At 59.8% G+C, this 16584-nt stretch carries 12 protein-coding genes; 5 read left to right on the top strand and 7 right to left on the bottom strand.

Features of this window, described 5'->3' with window-relative positions:
* Positions 1-46: 46 nt before the first annotated feature.
* The 7 genes from V2L18_RS21770 to V2L18_RS21740 all read right to left on the bottom strand — a co-directional run bounded on the left by V2L18_RS21770 (position 47) and on the right by V2L18_RS21740 (position 11931).
* Positions 47-1366, bottom strand: a complete 1320-nt coding sequence (locus tag V2L18_RS21770) for an ATP-binding protein (RefSeq protein WP_336180458.1) — start codon at positions 1364-1366, stop codon at positions 47-49.
* Positions 1367-1691: 325 nt separating this feature from the next.
* On the bottom strand, positions 1692-5747 hold the full coding sequence (locus V2L18_RS21765) for a hypothetical protein (RefSeq protein WP_336180457.1): 4056 nt from the start codon (positions 5745-5747) through the stop codon (positions 1692-1694).
* Positions 5734-8040: a hypothetical protein gene (locus V2L18_RS21760; protein ID WP_336180456.1), complete on the bottom strand. Its 2307-nt coding sequence runs from the start codon at positions 8038-8040 to the stop codon at positions 5734-5736. Before V2L18_RS21760 ends, V2L18_RS21765 begins: the two co-directional genes overlap by 14 nt.
* Complete coding sequence (locus V2L18_RS21755; protein WP_336180455.1) at positions 8037-10085, bottom strand: AAA family ATPase; 2049 nt, start codon at positions 10083-10085, stop codon at positions 8037-8039. Before V2L18_RS21755 ends, V2L18_RS21760 begins: the two co-directional genes overlap by 4 nt.
* Positions 10082-10615 (bottom strand): hypothetical protein, encoded by a 534-nt coding sequence (locus V2L18_RS21750; RefSeq protein WP_336180454.1) that lies wholly within the window; start codon positions 10613-10615, stop codon positions 10082-10084. The genes V2L18_RS21755 and V2L18_RS21750 overlap by 4 nt, the downstream gene beginning before the upstream one ends.
* The gene (locus tag V2L18_RS21745; RefSeq protein WP_336180453.1) at positions 10612-11292 is read right to left on the bottom strand and encodes a hypothetical protein; all 681 of its coding nucleotides are present in this window, start codon (positions 11290-11292) and stop codon (positions 10612-10614) included. Before V2L18_RS21745 ends, V2L18_RS21750 begins: the two co-directional genes overlap by 4 nt.
* A gap of 51 nt (positions 11293-11343) precedes the next feature.
* Positions 11344-11931 (bottom strand): hypothetical protein, encoded by a 588-nt coding sequence (locus V2L18_RS21740; RefSeq protein ID WP_336180452.1) that lies wholly within the window; start codon positions 11929-11931, stop codon positions 11344-11346.
* 477 nt (positions 11932-12408) lie between these two features.
* On the opposite strand from V2L18_RS21740, the gene V2L18_RS21735 reads away from it, so the two are divergent.
* From V2L18_RS21735 to V2L18_RS21715, 5 genes are all read left to right on the top strand, one after another.
* Positions 12409-13029 (top strand): AbiEi antitoxin N-terminal domain-containing protein, encoded by a 621-nt coding sequence (locus tag V2L18_RS21735; RefSeq protein WP_336180451.1) that lies wholly within the window; start codon positions 12409-12411, stop codon positions 13027-13029.
* Positions 13022-13900, top strand: a complete 879-nt coding sequence (locus tag V2L18_RS21730) for a nucleotidyl transferase AbiEii/AbiGii toxin family protein (protein ID WP_336180450.1) — start codon at positions 13022-13024, stop codon at positions 13898-13900. Before V2L18_RS21735 ends, V2L18_RS21730 begins: the two co-directional genes overlap by 8 nt.
* Positions 13897-14727, top strand: a complete 831-nt coding sequence (locus V2L18_RS21725; RefSeq protein WP_336180449.1) for a hypothetical protein — start codon at positions 13897-13899, stop codon at positions 14725-14727. The genes V2L18_RS21730 and V2L18_RS21725 overlap by 4 nt, the downstream gene beginning before the upstream one ends.
* Positions 14724-15896, top strand: a complete 1173-nt coding sequence (locus tag V2L18_RS21720) for a hypothetical protein (protein ID WP_336180448.1) — start codon at positions 14724-14726, stop codon at positions 15894-15896. Before V2L18_RS21725 ends, V2L18_RS21720 begins: the two co-directional genes overlap by 4 nt.
* A 76-nt stretch (positions 15897-15972) precedes the next feature.
* On the top strand, positions 15973-16575 hold the full coding sequence (locus tag V2L18_RS21715; protein ID WP_336180447.1) for a hypothetical protein: 603 nt from the start codon (positions 15973-15975) through the stop codon (positions 16573-16575).
* Positions 16576-16584 lie beyond the last annotated feature (9 nt).

Genomic DNA, 16584 nt, shown 5'->3' with positions numbered 1-16584 from the left:
GGGTTCGTTCTTTCAGTCGACCTTTGGTTTCAGGATCAAATACAATCTACTCTAGGGCAGATATGAACTTGAGCCGATCGGCAACTGTTTTCGCGGCGGTGATGATTGCTGAAAGTGTCGTCTCTTGCAGGAGGGTGGCGAGTTCTTTCTGTTTGCGCGCAGGTAGGTCTAGAACTTCCTTCAAGATCAGTTGCAGCTCTTCGGGTCCGCGCTCGATTGCGTTCCGAAGCATACGAAGGTGCAGAGCTTTGGCCTTTGCCGAGCTGATCGCGAGGTCCGGCGCCAGCTCCTGAACTTGAACCGCGACGATATCAAAGACTTGACGCTCAACCTTTTCAACGGCGTTTTGCGGCTCGCCTCGGTATGGGTAGACATCCTCGGCGATCCATTCGTCGACGAGCGACCGGGCCTTTTCTGCGGCCTTCTCTCGGAAATAATCTTTGATCGCTGATCGGGCGTTTTCGACTGCCGCGGTGAGCAGAGGATCCATCTCCGACAGGGCAACCTGCTCCTCGTTGTGAAGCTCCTCGACGTAGGTGGATTTCAGGTAGGCGGAGAAAGAGAAGCCGGGCACGTGAAAGCGGGTCTCGACCTGATCGAACGGAAATCCGCTTGCGGAGCAGAGATATAGTACGCGGCGCGCGTCCGTTCGCCATTCAATAATCTCCAGCTCAACGCTGTGCCGAGCACCTTCCGCAGTTTCGATCGGCGGCAGCGGAACTTTATGGTGGCTCGCGATCGCCTTTTCAGGATCGAGCCTCTGGCCAGCAAGTGAGATGGATACGGCCCGATAATTCATGAGATAGAGCGCGAAAATCTCGTTCATGTCCTGAATGCCTTCGTCGCTCTCGAAGGTTCTGAAATCGCGCCGGAGATCATCGATCTCGACGATGACCCCTGTCGAGCGGTTCGGCGCTGGTGCTTCCTCAGTTATGGTGACGTCCGTGAGATCAGCTTCGAGCAGCTTGACCTCAAATGCCTTTCGTCCAGACGGCTCGTCGTAACACACCTTCCAAGTGGCGGACTGACCGAGGGCGAATGCCTTGTAGCGGCCGCGTCCTTCTTGCCCATGGATCATACGATGGTTGCGCTTCGTCTGACGGATATGGCGTTTCCAGGAGCCACCGAGATTGCCGAAAAGCGCGCGCGCGTCGTTTCGTGAGAACCCGTCACCATTGTCATAGACGACGATTTTGGACATTCCGCCGGCCAAGTCTTCGTATACGAATTCCACTGAGACATCGGTGGCATCACCGTCGAGGCTATTCCACAATAATTCCGCGAGAGCAGGTATCGGCTTCGCCTTGGTCTGCCGTGCCAGAAAGTCATCTCTTACTGCAACGGAAACGTGTTCTTCGCCTGCCATGAGCCCTCCAGCCCCAAATTGGAGATATTTACTTTCGACCGGATAAGCTATGGCCCGCAGATCGGCAGCAATTTTTGGTATCAAACCCGCTCCCATACCTTTCTGGCAAGAGGCGTTAGCGCTTTCTGCGACATTAGACCGGCACGTCAACGGAAAATCTGCGTCCTCAGTTTGCGGGGGGGGGGGGGCGAGCGATGTGCAGGTCGCGGGCATCGAAGTCTCGTGTGCGCAGTCTTTTGTCGTCTGGGCACGGGAACGGCGTCGGCGAACCATGCAGCATTCGTCGCGGTGTCCATGTGGTAGCTGAAAGGGGCGACCAGAACCTTTACTTCTCGGCAGATGCGATGCGATTTCCGAGTCTTTTTCGGACTGCCTCTCGGAGCTGTACTTTGCCGAGGTCATCCAATATCGACGCCGGTAAAGGTTCGGACGTCGAGAGCAATTGGCGTCCGGGATGCTCTGGTTCGAGAAGATCGATAATACGAGCGGCAGCGTCTCCGTCGCGTGGCGCCATGGCAGCGGCTCCAACGAGCAGGAGCGCGCGCCTCTTGTTCGAGCTTGCGATCCTTTCAAAACACCGCACGGCCTCAGGGATTGCGGCATGCGCGCCGATAAGGTGAGCGGCCGGCGCGGCCAGAATGGGCGGCGCTTTCAGCAGATACGCGGGCGTTAGCTGGGAGACGATAGAAGGGTCGATGGCTTCTGCATCGGCCTGCGCATCCATGGCGTCCAGCCGTATCCATCGCGCTTCGGGGATGTTGACCAAGTTCGAAATCTTCTGCTGGATTCCGGCGCTACAACAATGGACCGCAACAATAAGCGCGTATTGGCTGAGCACTCGATCATCTGTCGTGTTGGCGAGATGCAGCAGCATATCTCCAATTTCATCCGACAAAGGTTTGTTGGCCGCGAGCGCGATAACGGCCTCCTGGGCCACATCGTAACTCTCGGGCTCATGATGATGCGGCTCTGCGCTCGACCACGTGTCGTAAATCAGACTCAGCAAGGTACGAAGGTGGTCCGGATGCGGGCGCTCGCTAAGGATGGAGACCAAGGCGCGCCGCACACGACTACCAGGATCTTCCGCCATCGCCAGAAACGCTGGCGGCAATGGGTCCGGCAGGGTCTGCGCCAAATGCAGCAACGCCAAACGACGTGCATCGGCGCGATCGTGGCGGAGCGCTTGTTCGATCAGAGGGGTGTCGCCGGTAGCGATTGCAGCTTCCGTTGCCTGGATGGCCTGCTCTTTGCGGGAAGAAACGGCAAGCCACTGCGCGATCGCTGCTGAGGCGGCGCTGCCACTTTTGAGAATGACTGGAACGACCAGCGCGAGCGAGTCCGCTTCCAATTTCGCTGCGCAGTTCGTCAGAAGAGCGAGGGCTCCCGGTCCAACTTGATGCGCAGTCTTCCGCTTGTTCGGCAGGGCGTTGGCGATCTCTGCCAAGTCCGGTGATAGCGCATCGGTGACGCGTTTCAGCTTGCGCGCCCGGCCACTTTTTCCAAGCCGATACTGAGCGCGCCGCATATTACACAGCAGATGCACCTGTCGTTCAGGATGCTCCCGTTGGGCAGCACACGCGGCAATCAGCGCGGAGGGTGCGACACTCAGAGCGGTAAGCGCGAGTTCATCGCGAAGGTTCGCCGCGAGCAGCCCTGCGCCTAATCGCTCGGTCAGCAAGACCTCCAGTGCGGGATGCCAGTGTTGTCGGACGGCGGCCCAGATATTCGTTTCTGCGTCGAGCCCTTTGCCGGCATTTATCAGCGCCCTAAGCTCATCCTCGCTCGCGCGGTCAGCAGATCTGTGCAGATCTTGAGACCATGCCTGGACCAATTCAGCAATGCGAGGGTGATCGGATAGAACCTGCCAGCGCCCCTCGGCACGAAGCCGGCGGACATAGGCGTCGATGAAGACACCTGATGTGTAGCCGTCACCTTCGTGGTTCCACTGCGCTGCCTCTTCGGCAGCATGGTCACGCTCTCCGTCCTCGATCGCGCGCCATTCTTCCAGGCCGTCTTGCGCGTATCGGCGGTGGAGCGTGGCCAGATCGTCGAGCGACGCCTGCAGCACGCTTTCGAATCCGACGAGATCGCGAATTGCCCCGGTCGCAACGGCATCTGCGTTCAGTTCGAACCCATTGCCCACCATCTGGCGAGCCGCGTCTAAGTAGGCTGGTGTTAGGTTCGGAGCGAAACGGTCGAGCCGCTGGGCGAAGCTGGATCCGTAGTTGCCCCTATCGAAACCAAGCACCTCTCGGATGAACCGTGCCGCAACTTGGGCCGACACAGGATCGGCCGCTACGGTCCGATACCAGTCGTCGTCAAAAATCGGGGGCTGCCAGTTCCGGATAAAGACCGAAGCGCCGCGCTGTGTGCCTTTCAGGAGCCAGCGCGCCACTCGGCTGGGGACGGATGCGTCGCTTCCGACCTCCGAGGCAAGTTCGAGCAAGGGCGCAAATTTCGATCGTGGATCCAGCAATCTCTCGTCGAGCCAGCCGTCGATCAATGATTGGCTGGCAGCATCGATGTCGAAAGGCTGATCGATATCGCTGCGGCGAGAGAATGACCGGGTCATTTCCAGCACGCGCGTGGCTGTCTCCAATCCCCATTCTCTGTGAGCCTCTGGCAACTGGACAAGGGCCGGTATCAGGGTTTCGATGGCGGCTTCGCCCCGCACCCAGTTAGCGCTGACAAACGCCTCGAAGCCCTGTTTGACGCTGGGATGCGCAAAGGCGACCACTCTCGCCGGCTGGCGAAGGTGCCGGGCGGCAACCATCCGGTCGACGACCTTGCCGAAGGTTTCGCTGAGTGTGCTGTCGAAGGCGCGCAGGGCGCGCTGGAGGGGGTGCATTCGAGCGCGGTCGAACTGAGCCCGCGACGCCAGAAGTGCCCAAACGAGGGCTGAAGCGCCGGATGTGTCCATTGACGAAAGCGCTCGAACGACCACGCCCTCAACTGCGTCGCGCTGTGCCAGTTCGAGCAGGCGACGGCAGAAAGCGTGGTCTGGCTCGTCTGCCTCGGGGCCAACCTGCAAATGACTGAAGAACAGTTCGAGTTCTAGCGGCGTTTCAAGTTTTCCGAGTGCATCCTTGCGGAATTCATACGCCTTCGTCTGCAGGGGCGCCGGCAGTTGGTCCATGCGATTATCATAGATGTCGCCCAACTGGCCGTCGCGATATTGAACGGCGTCCAGTTCGACGGACCAGGTGTCGAGGCTGCTGCCGACGCCCGCGCCATGCAGCATGTCACTCCGGGTCGTGACGACAAACTGATGCCCCGGCGTAGCTTTCGCCAGCAGGCGCGGCAACTGCTCGGTCCAAGCCTCGTTACCGCCGGCGAGGCTGTATTGTCCCCATGGATCATCTACGTAGAAAAGGGTGGGACCCGTATCGACCACTTTGCGCGCGTTCGTGGGCGCATCGTCGGGGCCAAGGCTGACGATGTCCAACGTCCCATCCCGACGCCGTGCCATGTCGCACAGCTTCAGCGCAGCTTGGGTTTTGCCCGTTCCCGATGGACCACGAAGGACCACGGCATTCCTATCGTTCAGGAGACGGACCATCTCATCGAAATTTGCCGGTGCGACGAAATGTTCGAGGCTCGCCGAACTGGCAAGAAAGCCGCCATGCGCACGCACGGTCGCGAGAAGATCGTCGCGGGTCCATATGCCTGGGGCGCCTCCTCTGGTGCGGCGCTTCGCTTCGAGGCGTAGCTGTTCAAGGAGTTTCTGCTGTTCAACTTTGGGAACATGCAGGAGGTCCGACATCAGCTCGCGGATGTCGGAGGCGAGCTGCTTTTCGGTGAGTTTTCCCCAGATCGCCACACGACCTTCAGGAGAATTCTTCAGCGTCGCATGCAGGCTGGGGGGAAAGCTTGTTTTATCGGATAGCTCTTCAAAGCCTTGAACGAGCAGTCCTCTCGCGACGCCCGCGGCATCAGCATTGGTCACGAGGAGGTAGCGCGTGTTGGAGTCGTCAAGATGATGTAATGCCTTCCGGCGACTGCCTTTCTTATCGGAACCGTGCTTGAGCAGCGCCTCGAAATCCTCGACCCGCCACGGATCTCCGTTGTCCAGCTTGACCTGGACGACCAATTTCTGGCTACCGGTCACAGTCGCGCTGGATTGCACGCGGCCGGGCACATTCGGTTGCAGATCCGCTTCGAGATCTTCTTCGTTTGCGGGTTCCAGGACCAAGCGCGACGCAGCCTTGGATATGAGGAGGAGCTGCAGGGCCGCCAGAATCGAGACGTCGAGCTGGTAATCAAACCCCGCCTGAGCCGCGGCTGCTCCTCGCAGGGATTGCCTGGAACGTGGCGGTGTTTGCGCGGGCGAATGTTCCACCGTGTTTACAGCGTCGACGCTGCGAGGCTCATTTGTCGACATCGTCGAACACCGAGCGTTTGGTGGCGGTTGGAGGCGGAGTGCTGGTCGACGCCTCGTCCTTCTTCTGTGTGACGATATGGGTCCAGTCTGTGGTGTCTGCGGCCTCTTTGTCGCGTTCGCGCTTGCGCTCCTCGATCGCCCTGACCGATCGTTTCACCTGCTCACGCGCGTCATCGATAAGTGTGGTGGCATCGTCATCGACACCGATAGCCTCGACATGGTCCAGCACGCCAAGCAGTTTCTCAAAATGGCTATCCGGCTCCTCGTCTAGGTCGGCATCAGCCGTAATCTCATCGATGCGCTCTTCGAGCGATGGCAGCACCGCAGTTCGTAGCCCAACACCCAAGCCGACCAGCCGAAGTGGTGGAATGAGGGCGAGCTTGTCCTCCTCACCGAAAAACGATGCGTCGAAATTCTTGAGTGCGGCAGATTCAAGCTCGTCGGCCACCTCCGAACGGAGGTCGCCCGGAAGCAAATCAAGCCGATGCGCGCGGGCATAGGTAGCTACACGCGGATCATTCCCTACCGGTTCCGTGTGCCAGCATGAGCGGCGCAATAATTCCGGCGAAGCACTTATGGCTTTGATGAAGACCGCGTCGCTGGCCCTGTAGGCCAGGAAGAGGAAGAGCATCCAATTGCGATGCAGCTCGTTGGGCGTGCGGCCGAGCCGGCCGACAAGAGCGTCGTCGAGGCTAGTGGGGATCACCAGCGCGTCGCGAATGAGCGATGAACCTTCACAGGTGAAACTGCTGAGGATCGTGTCGATGGTCGCGCCGCGGATGAGTGCGGCCATCATGTGCGGCTTTTGTCGCAGGATCTCCGTCAAGGCGTCGGAGATCGTCGGATGAGCGAATGTCCATTTGCTCCCGGAGAGCTTCAGGAAGGAACCCTTCAGTTCAGCGAAGCAATCTTGGATGCGCGTCAGGGAGAAGCCTGTCAGCTCGGCGACGGCTTGCGCGGCTGAAGGATCATGATCGTTCGGGTCGAAGCCCGATTGATGCACATAGACCAGGATGAGAGCAGCCTGAAGGTGGTCGTCTAACGCGTTGACGGTGTCGACGAGATGCTCGCGCGGTTCCTTCATGAACTGGACGAGCGCGCTTTCGCGGGGCGCCAGGCTTTTCGTGAAGTTTGGATCGCCCATACGTTCGGCGATGCCCGGAAGGAACCCTGGTACAGCGGCGACTGCCTCGAGATGAGGCTTCACGCTCGACCGCCAACTCTGAGTCTGGGTGCCGAAGTGCACGTGATTATACAGGATTTGCGTCTTCTCATCGATCGTCAGTTCACCGACATCGACTACCGCGCTTTCGTCGGCAAACTGCGGAAGGTTTCGCTGGCCTAGCCGCCGCCGCGCCGCCTCGTAGATGTGCTTGCGCGAGGTGAGAAGAAAGCGGTTTCCGTGCGCGATGGCCGCGCGGAGCTTCGAAAAAGCCGATGCCCAGTCCTGGACGTAATCGTCGCGCAGGACGTTCGAGCCGAACGCGTCGTCTATCCAGAAGAAGCGGCCAGGATCGTTGGGATTCCATCCGGATTCGAAATCACGCGGGCTCGTCAGAGCAAGGACGGTATTGTCAGCATTTTCCGAGGCGATCGTTGAAACGATAGCGCCTATTGCGGACTTTCCGCTCGATGGATTTCCGAGCAGCAGCACCACGCCATGTTTCGAGATGGCATTTACAGCGTCGCGGTGGGCTTTGGTCGGGACATAGGTGCGTAGTTTTGGAATCCAGCTATCCAGCAGCGCACGAGACTGTTCACAGAGGCGTTCGTCGACGATCGCCGTGAGATCTCCCAGGCCATATACCTGTGGAACCAACGCACGGAGACGCGCGCTGCTCCTGATGACCCGAACAATATGCTGTCGGCCAAAAATATGCGCTTTGCGCACGCCGAGCGCCCGCAGCTTCGCACGTGCGGCGACAGCCACTGGCGCGTCCACGCTCATGTTTGTCATGAAGATGTATGTGTCGGCTTGCCCCGCCTTGACCAGTTCCTCGACGTTCCCCAACTCAGCGGTCAGATCCGAAACTTTCAGCGCCTTGCCGGCGTCCGACGTATGTTTGCATTGAACAGTGCCGATCGGGGGAGTCGTGGGCTCGGAAGGGATGAGGAACACTGCATCCTGTCCGCCATCATTGGCTTCGCGGAAAATCTCAACTGGGCGGCCGAGCACGACCTCGCAAACTTGCGAGCACAGGTCCTGGAATGCGCGCCACCCGATTGTGTGGAGCGCCAGATCGCTCCAGGGACCATGTGCCCGGCGCCTGTTCAACTCAGTCTCAGTGCTCATGCGGTGTCCACACCTCGCAGAACACCGACCGGCATCGGGTAGATCTCCCGCTCCATGACGACGCTCGTCGCCCCCAGTGGTCCGAGTTCGATATCCACACGGCGGCCGCCTTGCGTGGCCGTGCTGATCAAACGCCGACTGAGAAGATCGGCAAGAGCTGGATCCTCAACAGCACAAATGATCTGGCGCCCATCGAAACGCAGGGCCGCAAGCACCTCGACGAGGTGAAGCGCTCTGAAGTCATCGATGTGTTGAACGGGATCGTCCAACAGGAGCGATCGCAGCGGCGTCCATGCGCGAGCCAAGTGGACAGACAGCAGAAACGCAAGACCGGCCGCGCGGCGCTGGCCACTGCTGAAGACAAACTGGGGATTCAGGCCGTCGCCCACCTTCAGGCTTAGAAACCGACGAACATCACCGCGGATGCTGTAGTCGATCGTGCGCCAGTCGGCGTGAGGACGAAGACGCTGATACAGTTCGTTGAGCAAGGGGCTGATCTGAGCAAGCCGCTCGTCAATGATCTCTCCACTCACCCGCCTGACTGACCGCTCGATTTCGCGGGCTGCCGTAACGGCCGTCTGCGATTGGCCAACCGCCAGCGCCAGTTTCTCAATGTCTTCACGCAGCGCGGCGATATTGCTTTCTATCGATGACATCCGCGAAACCGCCTGCGATGCCTCCATCACAAGCAGCGCCCGCTCAAGGTCTATCAGCCGATCCCGTTCCAAAGCGACGGCTCGATCGAGGCCCTCGGGGTTTTGGATATAGCTGTGATCGAGCTTCCAGTGGTCGTAGAAATCGACATGCGCGGCTTCCTGTTCATGCAGCCTTCGTAGATCGTCCGCATGGGCCTGAACGGCGGCCGCGGTTTGTTGGAGCTTGAGGCCCGACTCGCGCGCATTCGCATTTGCGCTGGCGAGATCATCGCGAGCGGTCTGAATGCCCGACGAGAGCGACGCAACCCTCTTGCGTGCTATCGCGAGACCGGCCGCAAATTCCTCTGAAGTGCGATGAGCCGCACAGAGCGGGCAGTGATCGTCATGCAGACCCAGGCTCTCCCCGTGCTCGACCAGAAGTGCGAGGGAGGCCGCGACCGCATCCACATCTTCTTCACGCGCGAGGCGTTGCTCGGCGTCAGAGACTGCTTTTTGTGCCGCTTCGTGCTCTCGCTGCGCCAGCTCATGCGCGGCGGCTGCCGCTGCGCGCACGGCAACGGCAGCCGGGTCGTTATAGGCTTCTTGTGCGGTTGCCATGTCTCGACCGAGCTGGATGGCCTCGCTCATGCGACCCAATTTGGCGCGCCCGTTCGCGAGAGCGGCCCGCGCTGCAGACAGTTGCGCGGTCAGCTCGGGCGGCGCATCAGGCGCGGCTGCAGCGACGACTTGCAGAGCCAAGGATACGTCGCCAGACCGGGTCAGAGCAGTCTGGATTTCTGACTGCTGCGTGAGCCGATCGGCTAGCCGTGTGCGAGCTGCCTCATAGGCCGTTTCATCCTTGCTGTGATTGGCTTCGGCAGCGGCCACAACCTCCTTTGCCCTGCTACCGGCTTCCGAGCCTTCCATCGCTCCAAGCGCCGCACGGACAAGGTCGAAACGCTCTGTTTCGGTGAGGTCCAAACTAAGTGCGGCGATCCACTCGTCGCGGATGATTGACGTGCGGGTGAGTTGCTTGAGCGCGTCATCGGGCACTGGCCCACGACATAGCGCGGCTTCGATCTCTTCCGGCGAGCGGTCGGCCCCCGATTCCCGCGTCCGCGTGATCGTGAACGGCTTGCCGTCGTCATCGAGGAATGACGCAATGACGTAGTGCGCTTTGGGCACACCTTCACCGCGCCACCAGAGATAATCGCTGAGGCTTTCCTTAGCGGCTTTCTCGACAGAATACTTGTCGATGGAACCCGTGATGGCGAACTCTACAGCATCACATACCGTGCTCTTGCCCACACCGTTTCGACCGGTGATGACTGTGAAGCCGCGACCGAAGCTTATCCGTGCGGCCTCCCTGAACCCACGGAAACCACATATCTCGACGAAATCCAGCCTCATGATTTCGCTCCCAAGATGCGAGCGACTTCCGCCGGGGACGCATCATTGAGGAAGGCTGTAACGCCGTCCGGGGCGATTTCTTTGAGCCTGGCGCGCAGTCTCGTTTCGAAGTTGGCGGCGCCGAGTAATGGCTTGGATCGAATGGATAGCAGCGGTAGCAAGGCCATCTCGACATCATCGACCGTCTTGATTGAGGCTCTCGCGATCTTACGAGTTAGCGAGAAATCTTCTTCTATGCGCTCAATCTCACGCCCCCGGCGTGCGTCTGCATCCTCAGTGAGAAAGAGGGAATAGACGTTCCACGCTTTGGTGCCGGCGCTGCGCAGAAACGTCGCGTGTCGAGCCAGTGCGAGTTTTTGCCGTTCTTCCCAAGACGCGAGGAGCGCATCTGTCGTGTCGAAGACGTGTACAAAACCCATAAGCGCCGCATTTTCAAAACACGTCACCGGCCCAGACGGGCCGGTCCATGTCCAAGTGTCATACTGGGCATCGCGAAGAAGGATTTCGGATTGAATGTAGATGTCCATCATATGCCCAACGCCGTTCTTGCCCCAGCGAGATCGTACCATTCGCCGCCTGCATCTGGACGGATCAGATTGCCCGCCCGCCCGCTGCGAATGACGTTATCGGGGACGCCCAAATCAATCGCGCCGACGGCGACCACAATTTCTGCGTCGATCCCTGCCGGCGGTTCAACGAACCGCCCGCGAAGCGTGCCGAGCACACTCTGCGCTCCGTTGACGACGCGAATGCTCCGGCCATTGAAATCGTAGCCGTCGGCGCTTTGCACGGCACCAGCCTGACGGAGCAACAAGTGAAAGAAACCGAGCGCTTCCGGATTGGCCGGACGCAGGAGCGTCGCAGGCTCCGCCGACGAGACGCCTTCGGCATCTCGTCGTAGCCCATATAATACCTCGCTATCGAAGTCGCCGATCTCGAGCCACGCGGGGTCGCATTGAACTCCGGCAGCCTGCTCGAAGGCGGCCCGTCCAGCATTCAAGACCTGGCGGAGGTAGTTGGATGAGAATGCCCGTCGCAACTCATCAAGGGCTGCGGCGCCGGACTCTTGGACATGTTCAAACGCCACGTTCTGCGCGTGCGCGATCTGCCAGAGCTGCGGTGCCTTTTGTTCGAGGGCGTTTGTTGGCGACAGGTCGATCACGGTGACGGACAGCGGCTGCACATCGATCAAAGCTTCACCGATCACCGCATTGAGGTACTCCCAATCCGACCAGAAACCGACAACGAGGACATCCTTTTATCGGATGTTGGCGGCCATCCAGACCTTGCTGCGGGCGATGCGTGCTGAAATCGTCGGATCGTCGAGTTGCGACGGCGCCCAAACGGTGGCGGGACGATCACGGTGGGAGCAGCCATGGAACTTCAGCAACGGCGCCTGTCGAACGGTGTCGGCTGTGGCCTCGTCTCCATCGAGCGATCCACGAAAGTCCGCGCCATAGTCCCAGGCTCGTCTCTCGATGAGCGTGTCGTAATTGCTCGATATGCCGGCTACCGCCGCGCGTGTGATGAGGAAATCTGCGATGGCGGCATGACCCGTGTTCGAAGGCCGAACAAAAGACGACCACGGGACGAGGTGCTCGATGAAGACAGATTGTAGGGTGTTGAGGCCAGCGAAGTGCTCTGCCAGCGCCTCCAGGTTTTCCCGCAGGCCGACGTCGCAATCAGGGTCTGACTCAAGCCGATATTTGTCGAAGCAACGCTCCGCCACTGCACGCGCAGATGGGAGGCTGCTGGGGGGCGCCATGGAAAGGCCGGCACCGCAGACCACCAAGAGGCGACCTGCGTTCATGGATGCCAATAACCGAGCGATCGTTTGCGGTGTCAAGCGCCCCTCCGTTTATCGCCAGCGCACCGAGCAGATAGGTCCGTGACCAATTGGTTGATGGCACCGAGATTGAAAAGGTGGGCCACGCAGGCGCGAGCTCGAAGATATCCCACGAGATCGTTACTGAGATGCAGATCAGTGAAACATATCGAGATAATGAACCCCTCCCAAGCAGTTGCTTCGCCCATGCGTTTATTATTTCTTGTATAACTGCCATCTTCGCAAGCATAATTGCCGCCATGGCCCGACACTCACAGTTACGTCCATTTCCGGAGCGAGTGAAGTGATTCCTCGGATAAAGAGCGCCAAACTTCGAGCTTCTGTACCTTTGTGGAATTCGTGTCCGGCGCCGCAACAGCACGGTCATCCGGGAGTGGCCCATCGGAGGTTCAATTCAAAGATTTCTTCCTCGCGGGAGGAGTGGTGACTTGTGACGAAACCTCTGATAAAATCGCGACAGATTAGAGGATTTGTAACATGCCCTCGGCGCAAAATTCGCAAAAGGCGAAACTCAGAAGCCTGCTCAATGCGCGCAGCATGATGCATGCGCATGAACTGCGCGAGGCTGGCGTCAGCGCGCAAACGATCGCGCGCGCCGTCGAGAGCGGTGAAGTCGCGCGTATCTCGCGCGGGGTTTATCAGAAGCGCGGCGCGGAGGTCGAAGAGAACCAAATCCTCGCAGAAGCCGCCATGCGCGTCTCCAAAGGCGTGGTCGCTCTGGTTTCGGCGCTCGCCTTCCATGGACTGACCGACCAGATGCCACGGCGCGTCTGGATGGCGATCGGGACGAGCGATTGGACACCCGTGCAGTCCTATCCGCCGCTGCGCGTGGTCCGTTTCACGGAGTCCTATCTGCGCCAGGGCATCGAGCATCATGTGATCGCGGGCATCGACGTCCCGGTCTATTCGATCCCGAAGACCCTTGCCGACCTGTTCCGAAACCCCAAACTGGTCGACCGCTCGGTCGCTGTAGAAGGCCTGCGCGCTGCTCTCCAGCAACGCAAGGCAACTCCGAGCGCAATCGCCCAGGCCGCGAAGGCCGGTGGCGCTTGGAAGGTGATGCAACCCTATCTCGAGGCGCTCACCTCCAATGGCTAAAGCAGCGACGAATATGGCGAAGTCGGTCAAGGACCGGCTGCTCAATATCGCCCGGAAGGAAGGCCGCGCATTCGATATCCTGTTGGTGCGGTTCGCGCTCGAACGGCTGCTCTACCGCCTGTCAATCTCAGCGCATCGGGACCGCTTCGTCCTGAAAGGCGGCATGCTGGTCACGGTCTGGGTGGCCGACAACAATCGGGTGACGCGGGATGCGGACTTTCTCGGACATGGAGACGCCGATCCTGACCGCCTGATCGCCGACTTCGGGGAGATCATGGCGATCGAGAGCGACGATGGCCTTGCCTTCGATATCGACGCGCTCGCTGCGACGGTTATTCGAGAAGAGATGGAATACGGCGGCGTTCGCCTCAAAACCGCGGCCTATCTCGAAAGGACGCGCATTCCCGTCACAATCGACATCGGTTTCGGAGACGCTATGGCCGATGCGGCGCAGCGCCTCGATTATCCAACATTGCTGGATCTTCCCGCTCCGCAGGTTCGTTCCTATCCGCCCGCCACGGTGATCGCCGAGAAATTCCAGGCAATGGTGGTGCTTGGTGTCCTGAACGGACGCATGAAGGACTATTACGACCTGTGGGCGATCCCACGCGCGATCGACATTTCCGCAGACGATCTGGATGCGGCCATCAGCGCGACGTTCGAACGCCGTCGGACGCCAATCCCTAAAGTACGCCCACCAGGTCTCTCGGTCGAAATGTTCGGCGACGAAGGGAAGCAACGGCAATGGCGTGCTTACGCCGCATCGCTCGAACTCGACGCTGTTTCGCTGGAATCGATCATCGAAGGGGTTTGGGAGTTGGTCGGCCCGTCATGCGCGCGGATCGTAGCAAGAAACGAGAATGAGGCATGATCGAGGGCGTCGCCATCATTGACGTCTGGGACGTCGAAACCTTCGACAGCGAGTTGCGCGGGGACCTCGACGCCCACACCGATGTCATCCGCGATTACATGCTCACCTCGCGCCGCCAATGGCTTGAGCGTGAAGCCTCCGATCGCACCATGCCCTATCCCGAGAATCCTTATGCGGGCGAGTTCATGTGGGTGAAGGAGCATATCATGCGGCTGATGGAAGTCCGCACGATCCGCGCTTGGCACTATACCCGCCTGACCGACGCAGAAGTCGACGTTCTTCGGCAGGGCGGCATTTATCCATCTAGCCTCGACACCATCCGATCACGCTTCGCGGCGCAAGTTGCTGCTGGCGCATTCAGCCAAGAGGTGGCAGATCGCTTGTTCGCCGACAGCCCGTACCAAAGCGATCAGCTCGACTCCCGCTCCGACAAGTTCTGGATGGTCTCGCATCCCGTCGACGTCGAAGACGGCGGCGTTGAATTGCTCCTCGAGAGCTGGGGCGGCGAGTCAGCCTATTTTGGGCAGCGAGATGCGGCACTTCAGGACATGCTAAAGCGGATCGGTCGGCCGCGTGTCCTGGAGATTGCCATGCCGCTCGTCCATTCGCGCCATGGTTACCCGGCGGCTGAGGCCGTGGTTGCCACTTATGGCCGGTTGCTCGGCTGCCGGCCGGACAAACATGCGTTCGACCTCTACACACATCAGCCGCTCGGTCCTGAGCATGTCCTCGCCGTTCATAGCGAAGGCGAGCCCAGTTTCGGCGCCATGGCTCGGGGCTACCCGGCCGGCTTCGTCGACGTGAACCTCGGGCGGTGGGACGAATGAGTGGAGCGGACACTGCCCCCGACGCGGTAGCCTTCCTGCGCGGGATCGCTGGAGAGCTCGCCGAGATCCACCGCGGCAGCGACTATTCACTCTGGCGCGGCGAGGCGAAGCACCGCGTCGATCAATATCTCTCCGGCGCGGAGCCGTTCTCCGATTTCGCGACGTGTTGGGTGTTCAGTGGTGACGGCGGTGGCTCATTCGTTGGGGGCCGCTTCGGTGAATGGGCGATTGACCGGCTTGTCGAAAAAATAGCGCCGGAAGATATCGTTGCGCTCTTCACGGACGAAGTGGCGAGGAATGCCGCAGTTTACGAGGACGTTTCGCCGGTGCTTGGCATCGAAATCAACGAGCCCTGTGAACTGGGCGATGGTGTTCGCCTTGTGCCGCCAGCGGCGGACATCTTCAGCGCGTTCGACTACCCTTGGCGATATTCGTGGCCGAGCATGCCCACAGGAACCGGCTTCCTCATCCAGTCCTACAAGGTTAAGCCAGCCTTTGAGCAACGCACCGTCGAAGCAAATGGGCCAGCCAGGAGCAGCATAACACAGCCCGCCTCAACAGCGCGTGATGCAATCCGCCGTCGTTTCCGGCTCGCCTGTTTGCTTGGCTCCAGTGGCGGTGTCGAGTTGCCGATGTCGGTAATTCTGTCGGATCGCCGCGCTTTGCTGTCGGCCGGCGGCACTATGTCAGGCCGTCCGTTTGCGGCTCACCCGCTCGTGGCTTTCCCAGCGGACATGGCGATGATCAAGACCGTCTTTGGGCAGCTTGCGGCATTCGCCGAGGGAGATAGTCTTACCCGAGCAATCGACCGACTCGGGCGCTCGCGGCTGGCAATCCATCCTGTCGACCGCGCTCTCGATTTGGGCATGGCGGCGGAAATCGTGCTGATGCACGATCTCGGAACGTCGAATACCGAAATCACCTATAAGATCGGCAGTCGCGCTGCCTGGCTCTTGGGTGAGGGTGCCGCCGAGCGGACCAAGATCTTCGATGAGATGAAATATCTATATAAGGCCCGATCGGATGCGGTCCACTCGGGTGTGCTTCCGCCGAAGTCTAAGGTCGATCTCGATCTCGCCGATCAGCTTGTTGTCCGTGTCGTGCAAGCCATCCTTCAGCGCGGCAGTTTTCCGGATTGGACGAGCCTGACACTGGGGGGAGAAGGCTGACGCGATCTTGTTCGATCGACAGCAGTAGTACATCTGCTGCTCTAGCGGCCTACGAATGACTCTATAGGACTCGGCGATGCGCTCACTTACGGATTTCCTTGCTAGTTTGCCTGGTATCATGCCCATCAAGGCGAGGAAGCTCGTCCTCGAAGGAGGTCTTCTGTCGAAAGCTGATCGCGCCGACATCTACATGCGCGAAAGGAATTGGCTCGATCTCGTTCTTGAGGTCGGTCCTGATGCGGCCTCGGCGATCCTGTCAGCCTACAAGGACGGACGCCTTCCGATGAAGAGAGGCTGTACGCCAACGAATGCGCCGGAAGCAGAGGCTTATCTCGCCGAAGGAGACAAACTTAGGGAGCAGCTCGCGGAGAGAAGGAGGAGGGAGCAAGCGGTCAAAAACCCATCGCTAATTCTAGAGCGCGATCTCATGGATCATCGCCTGATCGACAGCGTTTTTATTGCTAACATCGGCACCGGATCAGGTTCGATGGTGTTAGCGGGCATCACAGTGCATAAGCAGGTCATCGGCTACAAGAGCAATAGCGGGAAGAGCACCGGTTGGCGCGTTCGGTTTGACTGGACAGGATCGGATGGTCAGCCCCGGCACTCCGAGACGGTCCCGCCGGAGGCCGACAATCGACGTAACGACCCTGATCGAAACTGGGGCTTGCATGAATGATGGCGCGAC

It is taken from the genome of Breoghania sp. JC706, from assembly GCF_037026715.1.
Classification (GTDB): Bacteria; Pseudomonadota; Alphaproteobacteria; order Rhizobiales; family Stappiaceae; genus Breoghania.
This window is presented reverse-complemented; position numbering and strand designations above follow the sequence as displayed.

Excerpts from the sequence above, each read along its gene's own strand:
- V2L18_RS21770 (WP_336180458.1), bottom strand. The coding sequence starts at position 1,366 with ATGGCAGGCGAAGAACACGTTTCCGTTGCAGTAAGAGATGACTTTCTG.
- V2L18_RS21765 (WP_336180457.1), bottom strand. The coding sequence starts at position 5,747 with ATGTCGACAAATGAGCCTCGCAGCGTCGACGCTGTAAACACGGTGGAA.
- V2L18_RS21760 (WP_336180456.1), bottom strand. The coding sequence starts at position 8,040 with ATGAGCACTGAGACTGAGTTGAACAGGCGCCGGGCACATGGTCCCTGG.
- V2L18_RS21755 (WP_336180455.1), bottom strand. The coding sequence starts at position 10,085 with ATGAGGCTGGATTTCGTCGAGATATGTGGTTTCCGTGGGTTCAGGGAG.
- V2L18_RS21750 (WP_336180454.1), bottom strand. The coding sequence starts at position 10,615 with ATGATGGACATCTACATTCAATCCGAAATCCTTCTTCGCGATGCCCAG.
- V2L18_RS21735 (WP_336180451.1), top strand. The coding sequence starts at position 12,409 with ATGCCCTCGGCGCAAAATTCGCAAAAGGCGAAACTCAGAAGCCTGCTC.
- V2L18_RS21730 (WP_336180450.1), top strand. The coding sequence starts at position 13,022 with ATGGCTAAAGCAGCGACGAATATGGCGAAGTCGGTCAAGGACCGGCTG.
- V2L18_RS21725 (WP_336180449.1), top strand. The coding sequence starts at position 13,897 with ATGATCGAGGGCGTCGCCATCATTGACGTCTGGGACGTCGAAACCTTC.
- V2L18_RS21720 (WP_336180448.1), top strand. The coding sequence starts at position 14,724 with ATGAGTGGAGCGGACACTGCCCCCGACGCGGTAGCCTTCCTGCGCGGG.
- V2L18_RS21715 (WP_336180447.1), top strand. The coding sequence starts at position 15,973 with ATGCGCTCACTTACGGATTTCCTTGCTAGTTTGCCTGGTATCATGCCC.